This is a genomic window from Flavobacterium sp. PL002 (assembly GCF_054165825.1).
In genome coordinates this window covers 1,910,827-1,928,332 of sequence record NZ_CM135110.1, presented here as the reverse complement: position 1 = coordinate 1,928,332, position 17,506 = coordinate 1,910,827, and the positions used below count along the sequence as shown (strand labels likewise).

Here is a 17,506-nt window from a genome sequence, read left to right as displayed (position 1 = left end):
TTTGAAGAAATTATTCTTTGATCAAAGAAACTTCTACTCTTCTATTTTCAGCTTTTCCTTTAGCTGTTTTATTAGAAGCGATTGGTTTAGTTTCACCATAACCAGTTGATTTCAATCTGTCTGTGTTAATTCCTTTTTCTACTAAGTAGTTTCTTACTGCAGCAGCTCTATTTTCAGATAAAGTTTGGTTTAATTCATTACTTCCATCACTATCAGTGTGTCCTTCAATCATAAAGTTTGAATTTGGATACTCTTTTAAAATATCAGTGATTGATTGTAATACTGCAAAAGTTTGTTCTTTAAAAGAAGCTTTACCTGAATCAAACAAGATCGTTTTACCGTACTCATTTAATTGTTTGATCACTTCAGCAGTAACTTCTGGACAACCAGAATTAGCAACAGTTCCTTTAATAGTAGGACATTTATCATCTTTGTCTAAAACTCCATCTCCATCAGTATCTGGCCATGGACATCCACCATTTTCTTTAGGACCTGCAACGTTAGGACATTTATCATTTTTATCAGCTACACCATCTCCATCTGTATCAGGACATCCGTTTAATGCTTTAGGACCAGCAACTTCTGGACAAGCATCATCTTTATCAGCAATTCCGTCTCCATCAGTATCAGGACAACCATTGAATTCTTTAGGACCAGCAACTTCTGGACAAGAATCATCTTTATCAGCAATTCCATCTCCGTCAGTATCAGGACATCCATTAAATTCTTTTAAACCTGCAACGTCTGGACAAGCATCATCCTTATCGTAGATTCCGTCTCCATCAGTATCTTTTCCTCCAAATTTGAAGATAATACCAGCAGTGTGTTGGAAATGAGATGGAGCATCTGGAGTTCCAGAAACATCGTCTCTATCACCAAAAGATTTTTTGTAAGAAGTCTCAAGAGCTAAACCTACATTTTCAGTAAACCAAAAAGTTAATCCAGCACCTGGGTTAAGTGTTCCGTAGCTACTATCACCGAAGAAAGTATAACCACCACCAACATGTAGTGAAGGATCAATAACTTTAGAGTTAATTAAAGTCATAAAACTGTATTTAACGCTTGCGTCAATACCGTAGTACATTAAATCACCTGGGTTAGAAGTCACATATCCACGAGAATCATGACCTACAGCTGTAGGATCAAATTTAACATATTTATCAATTTTATTAACAGATCCTTGTAATCCAAAAGAGAAATTATCTCCAAGGTACTTAGATACGCTAATATAAGACACTGAAGGTAAAACGTTCCAGTTATCTTTTGTAGCAAATGGTTGAGAGAAATGACGATCTAACCATCCATTACCACCACCCGCACTAGTCTTAGTGTCTACAGCGTTAGCTCCAAAAGAGATAGCCCATGGGTTGTTACTGTCTTGTGCTTGAGAACTTAATCCCATAACCATCATAGCAGCAACTAAAATTTTGTTAAGATGTTTCATACTTATTATTTTTAATTACAATTTTAGTTAATTAACAACAAAAGTAACGCCTTAATTATTAATTACAAAATCTTATGTTAAAAAAAAATAATTTATTAGCGTTAAAATGGAAATCCTATAACTTTGAACTATAATTTTACAACATTTAGCGCTTTACCTACTTCAATAAATGCTGAAATGGCTTTATCTAAATGCTCCTTTGTGTGAGCAGCTGATAATTGAACTCTAATTCTAGCCTTATCTTTAGGTACCACTGGAAAGAAAAACCCAATTACATAGATTCCTTTTTTCAATAACTCATCTGCCATAGTTTGTGATAACTTAGCATCGTACAACATAACAGGAACAATAGCCGAATCTCCATCAACAATATCAAAACCAGCTTTTTTCATACCAGCCTTGAAATAGTTTGTATTCCACTCTAATTGATCTCTTAATGTCGTATCTTTCTCTAATAACTCAAACACCTTTATTGACGCACCCACAATTGCTGGCGCTAATGAATTGGAGAATAAATACGGTCTTGAACGTTGACGCAACAATTCGATTATTTCTTTTTTGGCTGTAGTATACCCTCCCATGGCACCACCTAAAGCTTTTCCTAAGGTTCCAGTAATTATATCTACTCTCCCCATTACTCCTTTTGCTTCAAGCGTTCCTTTTCCTGTTGCTCCAATAAAACCAGCTGCGTGACATTCATCAACCATCACCATAGCGTCATATTTATCTGCTAGATCACAAATTTCATCAAGAGGTGCTACTACACCATCCATAGAGAAAACACCATCAGTTACAATAATCTTGAAACGACTTCCTGCTTCATTTGCTTTGATCAATTGTTGCTCTAAGTCTTCCATATTACTATTTTCATAACGATAACGCGACGCTTTACACAAACGCACCCCGTCAATAATAGAGGCATGGTTCAAACTATCTGAAATTATTGCGTCTCCTTCACCTAATAATGGTTCGAATACGCCACCGTTTGCATCAAAAGCTGCTGCATAAAGGATAGTATCTTCTGTTCCGTAGAATTCAGAAATTTTTCTTTCTAATGTTTTATGAATATCCTGCGTCCCGCAAATAAATCGCACAGAAGACATACCGAAACCGTGCGTATCCATAGCATCTTTAGCAGCCTGAATTACCTCTGGATGTGATGACAACCCTAAGTAGTTGTTAGCACAAAAATTCAAAACTGTTTCTCCTGTAGAAATTGTAATTTCAGCATCTTGAGGTGAAGTGATGATTCTTTCTTTCTTGAATATCCCGTTGTCTTCTATTGTTTGCAATTCGTTTTGCAAATGTTCTTTTATTTTTCCGTACATAATTTATGGTGTATTTTATTTAAAGTTTTATTTGTTTAACGTTATTATCATAATAATAACTGCAGTATAATTTCTATTCGACCTTAGAGTAGACCAACAATAACTTGAACCCACTTTTACGAATAATTCATTTATACGTTACAAATTTACTACATCGATTCCTTTTCCGATGTAAATCAGTGCTTTTTTTACGACTTTGTAACCCATTAGTTCAATTGCATGTTGATAATTCTCTAATTGCTTTTGATATTTAGCATTATGAGCTCCCGTTTTATAATCTAAAAGATACACTTCCTTAGCTTGGTTTATGACCATTCGATCTGGCTTGATGGTGTTCCCTTCTTTTTGAATGATCGTTTGTTCATTTAAAACTGTATTTCCAGATGCAAAACATACTGCTAATTCCGGATGGTTTACAATATCTACAATCGTTTGATGAACCAGTTCTTTTTGCCCAAAATTGATTAGACCGTTTTCGATTGCTTTATCAACAGCTAATGTTACATCTTCTTTGGTTTTTACCAAAGATAGAATCTCGTGAACCAGATTCCCATACTCAATAGACTCCTGCTGGTGGGTTCCCCACATCAATGCTTCGCGCTGGGCGATTTTTATGTTTTTTGGATTTAAAGTTTCCGCAACAACTTCAATCTTTTTTGAAGTATCGACATGCTTTGATGCTGCGGATAATTTTACCGGACTACCAAATGCATACTCAGATTTCTCTGGATCAAAACCATCTTTACTGTCCAAGTAATTGATAAAGAAAGTCGACATATTATTTGGCTTTACCACACCCTTGCTTGTTAAATTCATATTCGAAATAACATACAATTGTTCCTCTGCACGTGTCAACGCCACATATAAAACATTGATATTATCCAATAGTTCCTCTTGCTTCTTTAAATCAAATACTGCTTTGGCTTTTTCGCCAAAACCCTCAACAGCGCTACTATTATCAATAAGCACTTTTGGCAAATCAAAATCGGCTTCCTCAGTATCTAACCACAATTTATCTTTTGGTTTTCTACTGTAATCTTCCTCGGCAAACGGCATAATAACCACCGGGAATTCCAAACCTTTTGACTTATGAATGGTCATAATACGCACGGCATTATTCCCCTCTGGTGACGGAATACTGAATTTCTCTGCATTTTTATCCCAGAAGTTCAAGAAATCGGCAATTCCAGCTTGGTTGCGAACGTCGCGTTCAAGAACGATGTCGAGGAAATATTGCACATACGCTCCGCCGCCTTTGGCGAGCTCTGGCGATAAAAATTTTGAAATAACTACCTCCACCGCTTCATACAATGATTTCTTTCGAATATTTTGAAACGAAAGCCTAATATCAAAACTAGTAAGCCAGTTCTCAAACTCTAATTCGTTTATATGCTCCATTCCCTGAGCAATGAAGTCGTGAACTTCTAATTTGTCCTGAACGTGCTCTGCGATATAATGCAAAAAATAAGCTTTCGCCTCTAGGTCGGCATTATTTTTTAGGTATTTTAATAAGTGAATAATTAGGCGTACCTCGGTTGCATTCTGGATCATCAATGTTTCTGATGATAAAAGCGGGATATTTTGCTCGGTTAAATAATTGGCAATCGCAACACCTTGACTGCGTTTGCGGGTTAAAACAACAATGTCTTTGTATTCAAAACCTTCTCGAAGGACTTTCTGAATCGTATTTAAAGTCGCCAAAACAAATAACGCTGTTTTATCCAGCGCTTCGTCATCGTCATCAGTAGCTTCTACTTCTGGAATAAAAGATATATTTACATAGCCACCGGTTTTACTATTCGTTTTTTGGTGGCTGTGATTTTCATATAAATCTTTGTAATCGGGATGCTCAAACTCGCCCGAAAGCATTTTGAAAAACTCGTTATTAAAATCGATCACTTGCGAATACGAACGGTAGTTTTTATCTAAATGCTCGAGTCTTTTATCTGGATTATTGAACGGATTATTGTCTTTACTCAACGCAATAAACTGCTCTGCTTTTCCTCCACGCCAACGATAAATTGATTGTTTAGGATCTCCTACAATCATCAACGTGCCTTTTTCGCCAAAGTCATCCTGACCCGAAAGCGCATTATCAATCAACGGAATTAAATTCTGCCACTGCATCTCTGAAGTATCTTGAAATTCGTCAATAAAAAAATGGCGGTAACGCTCCCCTAATCGCTCATATATAAAAGGAGCGGGCTGATTTTGAATTTCGCGATGAATTAGTGAATTGAATTCGGTTATCGAAAGCACATTTTGTTCTTCCTGAATTTTAGCCAATTCATTACTCACCGTATTCAATAAAGAAAGTGGCGTAATGTTTTTAAGAAAGGCTTTATAAAAATCTCTTTTCTCGAAATTTTTATAAATTGTAGCTAGGATTTGGATTAATTCTGGGATTAGATTCTCAATTAGCGCGCGGTCTTTTGCCGTTTTGTTAATGGCAATGTCCTCAAACTCGTGAAAGGTTTTATTTTTTGGATTGAATTTTTCGTCTCGAATGCTAATCAAGTGATTGGGAAACGTACCTCTAGAAAACGATTTTAAATCGATGCCGTTATTTTCAATTAGCGTCAAAGCAGCTTGCGCAAATTCGGCGTTGTCTTTTTCTAAGACTTTACAACTTGCTATTAATTTCTTCTTAATTTCGACAAAATCAGCAATGGATTTATCCTGAAAATGCGTAATTTCAGATCGGTGGTTTTCGTTTAAAACCAGCCGTCCTGTATCTAGAATTTCACGCGAAATATCCCAAGATTTATCATCATCGGTTTTTTCCATTGTGAAATCAATCAGTAATTTGGTGAGTGTTTCATCTTCCCCTGCTTGTGCGATAATGGCATCAACAGCCTCGATTAATAAATTTTCGGTATCTAATGTGACTTCAAAAGTCATAGGTAAATTCAAGTCATGCGCAAAAGCACGAATTACTTTATGCGTAAATTTATCAATAGTCGAAATATCAAAAGCCGCATAATTGTGAATGATGTGCTTGATGATTTGCTGCGACTTCACTTTTATTTCTATTATCGAAAGTCCCGTATCTATGGATAAATCCTGCATTAACTCAGCTGCCTTTTGAGAAGGTTCGTCCTTAGCAAATTCAGACAAACTCCCTACGATGCGGCTTTTCATTTCGTGTACCGCTTTATTGGTAAACGTAATAGCAAGAATATTTCTATACGCATCATTTTTATGAGCGGTTAGAATAATTTTTAAATATTCTTTGACCAGCGCGTAGGTTTTTCCAGAACCCGCTGAGGCATCGTATATGGAGAAAGAAGGTCTCCCCACCCCTCCCGACTTTTTAGGACTACCCAAAGGGGAGGGAGTCGGGACCGGATTTATATTGTCTTCTGAATTGCTGATATTTTCCATGGTGGTTTTATGTCTGAATAGCTTTTTTTGTGCAAAAATGCTTCTCTAATTTTTACAATTTTTCTTTAATTGCACTTCCGGTTATCGATGGCTGTGGATCCTAGCCCTGATGGAAACGGCATCCTTTGCTGCCGGGTTTCGGCAGGAAAGATAGAGTGTACAGCAGGAAAAAGCTCCTAAAAAACAGCTTAAAGAATAGGTTGCTTTTAAAAATTGTTTGTTTAATGTTTAAAAGTAGTATTTTTGCACTATGGAAACAAATAGACAGAAAAAAATAGGTGGGGTGATCCAAAAAGATTTGGTTGATATCCTGCAAGGTGAAGTGAGAAAAAATGGCGTATCTAATTTAATTATTTCGGTATCTAAAGTTAGTGTGACTACAGATTTGTCTGTGGCGACGGTGTATTTAAGTGTATTTCCTCAAGACAAAGCTGCTGAAATTTTGGAAGCTGTGAAGTCGAATGCTAAAACAATTAAGCATGATTTATCACAAAGAGTGCGTTTGCAATTAAGAAAAGTACCTAATTTGGTTTTCTTTATTGATGACTCTTTAGATTATATTGAAAAAATAAATACTGCTTTGTCTAATAGAGATAATCCTATTGAAAACAGAGACCTATTAGAAAAACGCAAGTTGATATAATTTGAATTTCCCTCTTTACATAGCCAAACGTTACATAAGAAGTAACAGTAAAAACAGTGCCATAAACATTATTAATCGCATTGCGAGCATGGGAATCATTGTTGGCGCGATGGCTTTGTTTGTGGTTTTGTCGGTTTTTAGTGGCTTGAAAGTTTTTAGTCTTTCGTTTACTAATGATATCGATCCCGACATTAAAATAAGCAGCACGCTGGGGAAATCATTCTTTATTTCGCCAGATCAAGAGGCCGAAATCAAGAAAATTGATGGTTTAGCTTCTTATTCAAAAATTATAGAAGAACGCGTTTTGTTTGTTTTTAATGACAAGCAAGTAGTCACCTATTTAAAAGGTGTTGACACCAACTTTAACACCGTCAATGACATAAAAAAAACACTCTACAATGGGCAGTGGCTTGAAAAAGACACCTACCAGGTAGTTGTAGGTTATGGTATTGCACAAAAATTTTCGATGGGATTATTGGACTTTAATAATCAGCTCGAAGTAATGGTTCCAAAACCTGGAAAAGGAACTATTGAAAATGCCGAACAAGCTTTTAATAAAAGCGTGGTTTATCCTGTGGGGATTTATGCGATAAGTGAAGATTTGGATTCGAAATACGTTTTTGCCGACTTAGGTTTGGCGCAAGAATTATTAGCATATAAAGCCAATCAGATTTCGGGAATTGAGATAAAAGAGAAGGCTGGCGCCAATGAAAATGCGATTATCGCCAAACTGAATGCCATTTTTAAAAACAAAATCACCATTAAAAATAGAGCACAACTCAATGAGTCGCTTTACAAAATGTTGAATACAGAGAATATCGCTGTGTATTTAATTTTTACTTTAGTGATTGTAGTGGCGCTTTTTAACTTGATTGGCGCTTTGATCATGATGATTCTAGACAAAAAAGGGAATCTAAAAACACTGTTTAATCTAGGAACTGAAATCAAAGATTTACGTAAGATATTTTTACTTCAAGGCACCTTATTAAGTGTTTTTGGTGGACTTATAGGTTTGTTTCTCGGAATAATCATTGTGTTATTGCAACAACATTATGAACTGATTATGATTACTCCTACTCTGGCTTATCCTGTGGTTTTTTCTATTGAAAATGTATTGATCGTTATGGGTACCATTGTTACTCTCGGATTTATCGCTTCGTTGATTGCAAGTAGCCGCGTGAGTAAAAAATTATTAGAGTAATAAACATACTCCCAGACCAAATTCTAATTCATTTTTAAGCATTAATAAAATAGTACAATTGTCTGTTCGAGCGGAGTCGAGAACCAGAACTACTTTTGCATCTCGACTCCGCTCGATGTGACAAACATATAGGATGGACTACTTTATGCTATTTTGACTATTAATTATGAAAAGTAGCTTAAACAGAAATTCCACTAACTTACACAAATTGAATCGTGAAATCAGTGGAATTTCTGTCAAACCTTGCTTACAAACTACTTAAACTGCTTCATAACCAGCGTAGGCTTGTTCAATTTCGTTTAAAATAGAAAACAGTTCCAAAGGATTATCTTCAGTAACTAATTTTTGTTTATAAGGTTTGAAGGAATGAATCCCTTTGAAATAATTGGTATAATGCGGACGAGTTTCTACAATTCCTAATCGTTCTCCTTTCCATTCCATTGCCCATGTTAAGTGGTTGCGTACGGCTTCTACCCTATCTGCGACAGTAGGTTTGGCCAAATGCTCGCCTGTTTTGAAATAATGTTTTATTTCGTTAAAAATCCAAGGATAACCAATTGCTGCACGACCAATCATGATTCCGTCGATACCGTATTCGTTTTTATATTGTAATGCTTTCTCGGGGCTGTCGATATCTCCATTGCCAAAAATAGGCATGGTGATTCGAGGGTTGTTTTTGACACGTGCAATGTGCGACCAGTCCGAATGACCTTTGTACATTTGGGCGCGTGTTCTCGCGTGTATGCTCAAAGCAGCAACACCTATGTCTTGTAAGCGCTCTGCAACCTCATCTATATTAATCGAATTATCATCCCAACCCAAACGGGTTTTTACAGTAACTGGTAAATGCGTACTATCGATAACGGCTTTTGTTAAGCGTACCATCAAATCTACATCTTTCAATACTCCTGCTCCTGCTCCTTTGCAAACTACTTTTTTGACTGGACAGCCATAATTGATATCGATAATATCGGGATTTACAGTTGAAACAATTTTGGACGAAAGTGCCATTGCCTCTTCGTCTCCACCAAAAATCTGGATTCCGACAGGGCGTTCATAATCGAAAATATCCAATTTCATTCGGCTTTTGATGGCGTCACGAATTAGTCCTTCAGATGAAATAAATTCAGAGTACATCATATCAGCACCATGCATTTTACACAATCTACGGTAAGGTGGATCGCTCACATCTTCCATAGGTGCGAGAAGTAAAGGGAAATCTGGTAATTCTATGTTGCCAATCTTGATCATCTTCTGAATTTTGGTGCAAAATTACAACATTTAACTCAAAAGATGCTATCGGTAGTAGATTGAAAATAATTTTGCTGTTTAAAAGGTACTTTTTCTGGTGTCAAAAAAGTGAATTGGTTTCCTACTCATCGGATTATAAATCAATGGATTCAAAATTTCTTTAGTAGTAAATTCAATTTTTGGACTCACGCGTAGTTTGGCTCTAAAGTGATCTTTTAGCTGCTGCAAAAAAGCATCCGATTGTTCCTTAACTGCAATTTTAATCACAATTTCGTCAGTACCTAAGTCATTAGTTGAAATTTCGATAATATAACTTTCGATTAATGGAAAATCATTCAAAACATCGTTCATCGCTGGCGGATACAAAGTTGTTCCTTTGTACTTGATCATTTGTTGCTTTCTACCAATAACTGGCCCAACACGCAACGTATTTCTACCACATTTGCAGGGTTCATGGTGTAGTTTTACAATATCACCCGTTTTAAATCGGATTAATGGCATAGCCTCGATTCCTAAAGTAGTAAAAGTCAACTCACCCGATTCGCCATCACCAACTGATTTATTATTTTCGTCTAAAACCTCAACAATAATCAATTCAGGATGATGGTGTCCTCCATTAGCATGTTCGCACTCTGTAAAAGCGGTACTCATTTCGGTTGACGCATAGGTTGAATACAACTTAATATCCCATTTATCTGTAATTTTTGTTGATAAAGTATTCATCGAAAAATCCTGATTGCGAAGTGATTCTCCAATACAAACTGCACCCTTTATACCTGAATTATTGTAATCAATATTGTTTTTTTCGGCATATTCTATTAGCTTTAATAAAAACGAGGGAACCGTAATTAGGTAAGTAGGCTTGTATTTTAAAATAGAATCCCATTGTAATTCTGGAATACCAGCCCCCACTCTAATCACACCTGCTTTTAACTTTCTAAGTCCCAAAAAATAAGCTAATCCAGCCATGAAACGCCTGTCCATGGTAGTCATTAATTGCACAATATCGCCTTCTTTTATTCCCGCACATGCAAAAGAAATGGCTTCATTATAAGCTAATCTGTCTAAATCTTTGTCGGTTAACCCAAAAGTAACAGGATCACCTAATGTACCTGATGTTGTAGCGTAATCTATGATTTGATTTGCGGGAACGCATAAAAAATCATCGTTATGTTTTTGCAAACTTTCTTTAGAAATCACAGGTAACGTCTGCAAATCTTCTAATGTCTTAATGGTTGAAATATCAATATTATTTTTTTCAAAAAGTGCCTTGTAAAAAGTGGAATTTTCACTCACATAGTTTAGCAATTCACTTAATTTTTGTTCCTGAAAAGCTTTGATCTCTGCCAATGGAGCAGTTTCGATTTTTGGAATCATTTTGATTTTTTTATTGATTTTTTTAAATATTGAGTCACTTTCTCTTTTTCAGGAAGTGTTGTAATTTCTTTGGTAAGAGCCATTTCAAATTGTTCTTTGGCTAATTGGTATTCTTTCTTTCGATAAAAATTCAATCCTACTTTATAATATACCCCCCAATAATCCGGGTTTAAAGCTTGATAGTTGTTGGAGAATTCTATTGAAAAATCTTTCTTATCTTCTAATAAACTATCCGCCTTTCTATCTTCTTTCCTGAAAAGTTCGTAGTTCTTATACTCTTTGGTTTCCAAGAATGGATCTTTTGGAAAATTCAAATCCTCTTGTTCCAATGAAACAATTGAATCATTCTTACCACTGTTTTTAAATATTTTATTCAAATCGTAGCATACAAATTCCCCAAGCTGATACGGATTGGAAGACACCCAAACCAAAAGCTGTTGTGGTTTAAAAACAATGCCGTGATGCGCCAACAATTGATTTAGCGCCTTTTCATTTCCATATCCCAGAGGTAGATTATCCAATCCGTCTTTATTACGAAGAATGGCAACTGCTTTTTCGGGAGTTATTTTGTCGTTTTGATCTAATAACTGGACCATTCTATCGTACCTATACTTAGAATGACTTTCCTTAATCTGGTTTTGATTTCCTGAATTATTCTTCAAAGCATCACTCTGAAAATGATTGGTACAAACTAACTCATTACTATTACCGACATCATAAACTCCAAAATTATCAGGTGAAACCTCTATCAAGACTGCTTTATTATCAAAAGCGCTCCCAATCATAATGGATTCAGATACAAAAACCTTTCTTTTCTTAGCAATCGCAATGGCTTCCTCTATGTTTTTAGCATATTGCAAAATCTCTCTGGTCAATATCGAAATGGGAGTTTTGGCAATCAATGGAATTTTAGATTTTCCAGCATTTATAGTGACCGTTAGTCCCTCATTATTCATTCCGGAAACCGCACCAATCATGCCTGGCCAAGTCACCATCATAAAAGGAATCCCTTTGTCTGGTTTCATAAAAGCAATGACTTTATTCTTAGCAAAATCATCTCCAGCGTAGAAATCAAAATTCCGGCCTAAAATTAAATTACCATTTGCTGATTTATCTCCCCAAGCGGCAAAAGAGGAACAACCCACTAAAGCCAAATCTTGCAAAGCGTGACCAATATCATGTGCACCGTGCAAGTACAAACTCCTTAAATACGGTGGTGCTATCGCATCAAAATCTGGAGAACTGTATTTTGAAATTCCATAGATCTCCGTTTGGTATTCTTCTGGAACATTCAAATATAATTTTCTATTGTACCACTTCAAAAAGTTTCTAAGTACTTTCTGTTTGAATTTTGATGGTAGTAAATCTTTAATTTTAGAAAAGAAAACAGTCTCTTGTTTTTTCAATAAACTATCCGATAATGCCCCAATCATTAATCCTCTTTGTAATGGATCACCTTCGACATAAAGCTCCCAAAGGTTTTGTTTGTTTTTTATAAAAAAATTATTTCCTGATGCAAAAACCGTGTCAGCATATTTTGTAACGACTGGAACGGTATTGTTGTAGCTACTAACTTCTGGCTGATGGTGCATCGATTTGTAAGTTCCACAAGATAGAAACAACAAACAGAAACTAATGGTTATTAAAAGTCCGTACGGTTTATACATAATGCTTTTTTAAAGTGTAGCTTCATTTATTTTGTTAACCAAATATTCTTTTCCAATAATTTCAGAACAGCTTACCACTGCCCCAATAGTAACTCCTAGAACTCCGTGCATATTGATGCTTTGTCCTGTTAGGTACAAATTATCCAACTTAGTTTTTGAGGCTATAAAGGTCTTCATCGGATTATTAGAATCTTTTTCATACCCATACATGTTTCCATTATGTCCACCAATGTAATCCCTGTATGATAGTGGTGATGATGTATGAACTGATTTTATACAATCTCTAATTCCTGGGAATTTTAATTCTATTTCTTGTAGAAATCGCTCAGCCTTACGGTTTTTAAACTCTTCGTAACTTTCTCCACGATCTTCTTTTTCGGCTGTGGTATTTACTGTTTCTACCCATGGTTTTAAATCATCAAACTTCATGTAGGTAATAAAAGTCATTCCATCTGCCCATTGATCCATTTTTTTGGAAGCATTCATGGAAGCCATAAATGCTTTTGGCCATGTTTCCTCAGTATAATCATGTGCTGTCCATACTTCATTACTATCCTTAAAATGGTAGTAATTATGGTTCAAATACTTAAACGATTCTGGTTTAAAAACGATGTATAGACTAAAGGCCGAAATCACACCTTCTAAACTTTGAATACGGTTAAAATATGCCTTTCTAAAATTATCTATACCTGCCATTTTTAAAGTAGCTTTTGGGTCAACATTAGATATAAAATGAGTACCAAAAACCTCAGTTCCATCTTTCATTTTAACCGATGTCACCTTGTTGTCTTCTACTTCAAACTTGATTGCTTCTTTATACTTATAAACTTCACCTCCGTTAATTTTGAGTTGCTTAATCAACTGTTTAGTGATTTGGCTCCCTCCATTGATACAACGCCAAGAGCTTTGAATATAGGAGTTAACGGATAATGCGTGTACGTAAAAAGGTGATTTTTCAGCAATACCGGCATACAAAAAATTTGTACCCGCAAGTACCGCTCTTAGTTTTGAATTATCAGTAGCGTCGTCGATTTCTTTTTTGGCATTTAAAGAAAGTATATTGCCATCGTATTCTCCCTCACACTTTAGATTATAAAGTGGAAAAGTATCACAGGTTTCTATGACTTTTTTACAGTAGTTTTCAATATTCTCAATTTCATCTGGAAAATATTTCCCTAATTGATTGGTGAAATTGTCATACCCTTGTGCATGCGGATATTCAACTTTATCATCTTCAAACGAAATGATGTCAAAACCATCTTCATCCATTTTCTTTAGATTCAAATCGTCCATAATCCCCAAGTATTTAAAATACCTGTACAGATTTTGCCCTTCACTCAAACCTCCAATATAATGGATTCCGGTGTCAAAAATAGTCTTGTCGCGCACAAAGGTTTGTAGATTTCCTCCAAACTGATTGTTCTTTTCAAGTACACAAACGCTATAGCCTTCTTTTGCCAAAATAATAGCCGAGACCAAACCTCCTAGTCCACTACCAATTATGACAACATCGTATTCTTTTTTCAATGTATTTTATCTCTTTAAAACTATCACTTTCTCTGTTTCATCTGTAACCGTAAATCCTAAATTCAGTAAGGTCTCTTTGAGAGGGTAATTGTTTATTAAAATTATCTTTTGAGTCAATTTGACTAATTTTTCAAGTTGTACCGTACTATTTCCCTCAGAAATTAAAACAGTATCATAGTATCTTCCTTCAAGTTCATCGATAGTATCCAAATAATTTATAATTCGTTTTTGAACTATATAATTCGTTTTTGCAACGTTTCTTTTGTCATGATCTGCAATAAAGGTTTCCAATTTTCTTAATGGTTCTTGCAACACCAATAATACATCTAACTGCCCGTAATCATTTGCTACGTGCAAAACTTTCGCTTTCGAACCAAGGTAAGAATTAATTTGAAAATAGCTTTCTAAATTCTGACTAAAATCTTCCTTTACAGCTTGAATAATCTTTAACTCCTTGTAATCAAAACTGTCAATTATTCGTTTTTTAAAGTAATTTGGGCCTTCTAATTCGTGACGCAAATCGGTATATTGAGATTTAAAATAAGTACTTATTTTTTTAGTTCTTTCGGCATAATCGTTACCAAAAGTTTTATCATCAGCCTTTATTCTATCTAAAATTTTAACGGTTGTTGGACCACCATTTAGTATAAAGTCTCCTTTGGGAGCAATTTCTGAATATCCATGAATAACCACTGGAACAATATCTAATTTGAATTCCTCAGCCAAATAAAAAGCGCCTTTATGAAACCTTTTTATTAAATTATCCGTAGATCGCGTCCCTTCTGGAAAGACCATTAATGAAAACCCTTGATCGACTTTCTCTCTCAAATGTTCGATACCATTATCGATACCGCTTGAAACAGGATAAAAACCTGCTAGCCTCACCCCTTTTCCAAAAAACGGTGAATTATATACCCAATCACTAACTAAAAAAATAATCTTTGGACTTAACATTCCTACGGCTAAAATATCTAAAAAGGACATGTGGTTTGCTATTATCACTGCTGGTTTATCAAAATTTTCGTTAGAAATATTGCTGATTTTTCTTCGAACAGCAGGATAAGAAAATAATACTGACTGCATGAATTTTGACATTACATAATGAAATGATCTTAGTTTTGACTTTCGACTAAAAGGCAAAATCTTCATCAAAACAACACCTATAATTGACAATACAAACCCACCTAAACCATAGTATATAAATGACAATATGGAATGTAACAATCTTTTTATTTCGTAAGGACTTTGCCCTTTTTTAACTCTATCTGTAACAATGAAATTAAAAACTAAAGGCTGTAATGTAAACGTAATTACCAATGCAGAGAAAATCCCAATGATTGAAATTATCGAAATCGATTTTAAGGCAGGGTGCTTCGCAAAAACTAAAACGCCTATACCCAAAATAGTAGTAGCCACCGATAAAATAATTGAGGCTTTATAAGTAGGCAATACTTTTATGCCATACGTATGTTCTTTTTGCAATGCCGAAGTCATGAAAATACTATAATCAACACCAATCCCAAAAATCAAAGTACATACAATTATATTGATTATATTGAACTGTAGTCCAAACATCCCCATCATTCCTGTAGTAATTAACCAACTAGCAAGTATTGGAATAATGCTAACTAAGACCAACTCAATTCTTTTAAAGGAAAGAAATAATATAATAAAAATAGCGATAAAAGAGTAATTCACGAGACTTTCAAAGTTTTTCTTTAAATTACCTAGGAATGTTTCATTTGTTTGTTGCCTATCAATTACAATCAGGTTAGGTTGCTTTTTAATTTTGGCTACAAAAGCATCTCTCTTTTCTACTGGTACTTTTACTAGTGTAGAAATAGTATGAAAACCGTCTTTTTCGCCTATAAATTCATCCAGAAATAACGATTTGACACTTTCATAATCCGCAATCGAAACTACTTGAAAATCTTTATTTAGCATTTCGTAAAATCCATCAAATGAATTTTCTCTAAAACCAATTGTATTTCCATTCGCAATTATGCGTTCTTTTAACACTGTTTTTTTAGAATTATCCCAGAAAACATTCCAATCATTAATCTTTTTCTGTTGTTCTTCTTTAGAAAAAACTACACCACCAATAGAACTAAAATTCAGTATTCCAGAAGTATTTTTTTCTTTTAACAAAGAATCGAATAACACTTTATTATTCGCCAAAACTTTTTCTTGACTATCTCCATAAGTAGCTAGGTAAATTGATTTCGAAGAAATGTCAGCGATATTTTCTAATTTCTCTTCGGCATGCTTTAAGTCTTGTGACATGTAATTAAGTGCCGAAAGATCATTATTGAAAGTCACATTCGAATACGTGAAAAGACAAGCAATAAGAAAGATAAAAACAGAACCTAGTAAGAATTTATTTTTATGATACGAATACCTTCCTAATTTATCAATGAAATTTTCTTTTTGGGTTCCAACCTCTTTTTTAGCCTTATACAATAACGGAATCAGAACCAATGAAAATACTGAAGTCGAAATAACACTTAAAGCAGCAAAAAGACCTAAATCTTTTAACGCTTCAGACTTAACAAAAAACAAACATAAAAAGGAAACTGCTGTTGTGATCCCACACAATAGCAATGGTTTAGTAATGTCTTTGTATAATAATTTTACATTTTTATTATTTCGAAGATGCGTTAATACGTAAATAGAATAATCCGTGGTTTCCCCTAGTAAAATAGAGCTGATTCCAAGTGAAATTGCAGATATTGTTCCTCTTGTAAAATACAGTACTCCTAAAGCAAAAAAAGCACCAAATAGGGAAGGTATAAAAATAATTATGGGCGTCCATAAACTTCTATAAAAGAAGACAAGAATTAGAATCAAGGTTACGGCAGCAAAAATAGAAGTATTCTTGACATCTGCTTTTATTTGAGTTGCATTAGCTACAGCCACAGGAGTTGCGCCAAAATAACTCATGCGTACCTTACCTTTAAATTTCTCGTTCAAATTGTCTTTTATGTTGCTTAACTGATTGATAAAAACGGTATTCTTATCTGTTTCATTGGCTGCCAATTTTGGCGTTACAAATAGAAGTAAGTTTTTCTTGTCTTTAGTAATTATAAAACCATTGTGCAACTCAAAATCATCTCCTACACTAAGTTGTTGTAATTTTTTTAAAGCTATAAACGAAACTCCAAGCGGATCTTTAAGTATAAAATCTCTCGTTACAATTCCAGTAGGAGAAATCAACGACTTATAATCATTAGCTAAAATGGCCGCTACACTATCGTTTTGTATTTTATTTGCAATGGTCTTATAGTCATTTTTATCTAAAAAAAGCGGCAAATTATCATAGACAAAATCAAAAGTAGCCTGAATGTTTTCTTCGTCAATTTTTCCTTGTATTTTACCAATATAAGGTTTTGATTTTTCGTTTAAACTATCTAGAAATATATTGGCATATTCAGACAAATCATCTGGCGAACCCTCTTTTTCAACGGAAATTATAATTGAAATTTTATCCGAAAAATTAAGTTGATTTAAAACTTTTGCAGTAATATTCGAATCGTCATTTGTTGGAATCAACCTAGTGATATCCTCACTGAAAGCAACTTTGGATGCAAAAAAAATAAAAAATAAAAACACCGAAATAATTAATGAGAAAGAAAAAAATTTCCTTCTTAAAACAAATTGATGTAATTCAAAAAAAAACTGCTGCAT

The 17,506-nt window shown here is 34.6% G+C and carries 10 protein-coding genes; 2 read left to right on the top strand and 8 right to left on the bottom strand.

Annotated elements, in window-relative coordinates; translation table 11 throughout:
• Window positions 1-10 precede the first annotated feature (10 nt).
• From ACVEGE_RS08385 to ACVEGE_RS08375, 3 genes are all read right to left on the bottom strand, one after another.
• Complete coding sequence (locus ACVEGE_RS08385) at window positions 11-1,444, bottom strand: OmpA family protein (protein ID WP_192499967.1); 1,434 nt, start codon at window positions 1,442-1,444, stop codon at window positions 11-13.
• A gap of 128 nt (window positions 1,445-1,572) precedes the next feature.
• A complete protein-coding gene (gene kbl / locus ACVEGE_RS08380; protein WP_192499966.1) occupies window positions 1,573-2,772 on the bottom strand; it encodes a glycine C-acetyltransferase in 1,200 nt (399 codons plus the stop codon).
• Between the two features lie 138 nt (window positions 2,773-2,910).
• Window positions 2,911-6,072: a UvrD-helicase domain-containing protein gene (locus ACVEGE_RS08375; protein ID WP_192499978.1), complete on the bottom strand. Its 3,162-nt coding sequence runs from the start codon at window positions 6,070-6,072 to the stop codon at window positions 2,911-2,913.
• Between the two features lie 334 nt (window positions 6,073-6,406).
• On the opposite strand from ACVEGE_RS08375, the gene rbfA reads away from it, so the two are divergent.
• Complete coding sequence (rbfA, locus tag ACVEGE_RS08370) at window positions 6,407-6,799, top strand: 30S ribosome-binding factor RbfA (protein WP_173838021.1); 393 nt, start codon at window positions 6,407-6,409, stop codon at window positions 6,797-6,799.
• 1 nt (window position 6,800) lies between these two features.
• A complete protein-coding gene (locus ACVEGE_RS08365) occupies window positions 6,801-8,000 on the top strand; it encodes an ABC transporter permease (protein ID WP_192499965.1) in 1,200 nt (399 codons plus the stop codon).
• Window positions 8,001-8,258: 258 nt separating this feature from the next.
• Here ACVEGE_RS08365 and dusB read toward each other — a convergent pair whose 3' ends face one another.
• The 5 genes from dusB to ACVEGE_RS08340 all read right to left on the bottom strand — a co-directional run bounded on the left by dusB (window position 8,259) and on the right by ACVEGE_RS08340 (window position 17,506).
• The gene (gene dusB, locus ACVEGE_RS08360) at window positions 8,259-9,251 is read right to left on the bottom strand and encodes a tRNA dihydrouridine synthase DusB (protein ID WP_192499964.1); all 993 of its coding nucleotides are present in this window, start codon (window positions 9,249-9,251) and stop codon (window positions 8,259-8,261) included.
• Window positions 9,252-9,329: 78 nt separating this feature from the next.
• On the bottom strand, window positions 9,330-10,628 hold the full coding sequence (locus tag ACVEGE_RS08355) for a phenylacetate--CoA ligase family protein (RefSeq protein ID WP_192499963.1): 1,299 nt from the start codon (window positions 10,626-10,628) through the stop codon (window positions 9,330-9,332).
• Complete coding sequence (locus ACVEGE_RS08350) at window positions 10,625-12,295, bottom strand: C45 family autoproteolytic acyltransferase/hydolase (protein ID WP_192499962.1); 1,671 nt, start codon at window positions 12,293-12,295, stop codon at window positions 10,625-10,627. Before ACVEGE_RS08350 ends, ACVEGE_RS08355 begins: the two co-directional genes overlap by 4 nt.
• A gap of 9 nt (window positions 12,296-12,304) precedes the next feature.
• Window positions 12,305-13,822, bottom strand: coding sequence for a phytoene desaturase family protein (locus ACVEGE_RS08345; protein WP_192499961.1), 1,518 nt, complete (start codon window positions 13,820-13,822; stop codon window positions 12,305-12,307).
• Between the two features lie 6 nt (window positions 13,823-13,828).
• A complete protein-coding gene (locus ACVEGE_RS08340; RefSeq protein WP_192499960.1) occupies window positions 13,829-17,506 on the bottom strand; it encodes an MMPL family transporter in 3,678 nt (1,225 codons plus the stop codon).